Raw genomic sequence first — 1,591 nt, 5'->3', positions numbered from 1 at the left:
TTAATTAAAGCCACTGGCGCTTCTTTCTCTAATAAATATTTGTAAATAAATTTTGTTTTTAAGTTTAGAAAATGCAAACCTTTATTGCCTGGCCAGCCGTGTCTTCCTCCGGGGTAAATCATAAATTCAAAATCTTTTTTTGCATCCTGCAATTTACTTATCAGCTGCAGGCTGTTTTGCAGGTGTACATTATCATCAATTACGCCATGCACAATTTGCAAACCGCCTTTGTATTTGTCAATATAATTCATCACATTACCGGTTTTGTAACCTTCTGCATTGTTAGCAGGTGTACCCATAAAGCGTTCGGTGTAATGTGTATCGTATAAAGTCCAGTCGGTAACACTGCCACCGGCCATACCATAAGTAAATACATCGCTGTATTTTGTAAGTGCCAGGCAACTCATATAACCGCCGTAACTAAAACCTGTAATGCAAACTTTTTTGGGGTCAGCGCTGCCGTTAGCTATTAGCCATTTTACCATGGTGCTGTAATCTTTCAACTCCCAATCGCCTAAATTATGATACATATAATTCACCCCTTCTTTACCAAAATGGCCACTGGCCCGGTGATCCATTGCTACCTGTATCAATCCCTCTTTAGCATACCATTGCTGGGTACCGTTTAGTTGAAAGGCATCACTTACAGTACCTGCATTAGGGCCGCCGTAAATAGAAATTAAAACCGGGTATTTTTTTCCGGCTTCCATATTTACCGGCCAGGTAACTTTCATGGGTAAATCATATAAACCATCATCGCTTTTTACTCTTATTAATTCCGTTTTAGCAAGATTATAGGTATCGAAATCTGCTCCTTTTGCATCACCCAACTCTTTAATAATTTTTCCTTTATTATTTACCAATACCATTTTATTAGGTGTGGTACTGTTGCCATAAGTGGTAATAAAATATTCGCTGTTGGGGGAAGCATTTATAAATGCATGATTGAAATTACCAAAAGTTAAACGTTGCAGTTTTTTTCCATCAATATTAACCCTGTAATAATCTCTTGTGGCAGAATTTTCTTTACTTCTTGCAGTAAAATAAACAATGCCATTTTTTTCATCTACATAATTTAAATCGGTAACAGTAAATTTTCCGCTGGTAATGGCATTAATTAATTTACCATTCATGTCGTAATAATATAAATGTTTCCACCCAGTTGCATCGCCGGATAAAATAAACCCCTTGCCATTTTTTAAAAAACTAATGCGGTCGTTATCGTCTAAATCAATCCAGGTTTTTTGCGTTTCGTTATAAAATTCTTTTTTAGCACCAGTCGCAGGGTTTACTTCGTAAATAATAAGATTATTTTGCAAACGGTTCATCCATTGTACCAATAATGTATTGCCATCGGGTTTCCAGTAAGGCATACCAAAATACTGGTCATCTTTTTCATTAAAATCGCTCCACACAGTTGCGCCACCGTCCGGCGATACAACACCTACTTTTACTTCGGGGTTTGGGTCACCCACTTTTGGATATCTTGTTTTCTCTACTAAACCATGCTGGCCGGTACCATCGGTAATTATAAACTCAGGCACTTTACTGTCATCACTGCGGAAGTAGGCAATTTTTTTGCTGTCGGGGC

General features: G+C 37.7%; 1 protein-coding gene. It reads right to left on the bottom strand.

The window, feature by feature from the left end:
• Positions 1 to 1,591, bottom strand: a 1,591-nt coding sequence (locus ACY65O_RS08170) for a S9 family peptidase (protein WP_462220364.1), incomplete at both ends; no start/stop codon positions are given.

This window comes from Ferruginibacter sp., assembly GCF_031430955.1.
Taxonomy (GTDB): Bacteria; Bacteroidota; Bacteroidia; order Chitinophagales; family Chitinophagaceae; genus Ferruginibacter.
This window is presented reverse-complemented; position numbering and strand designations above follow the sequence as displayed.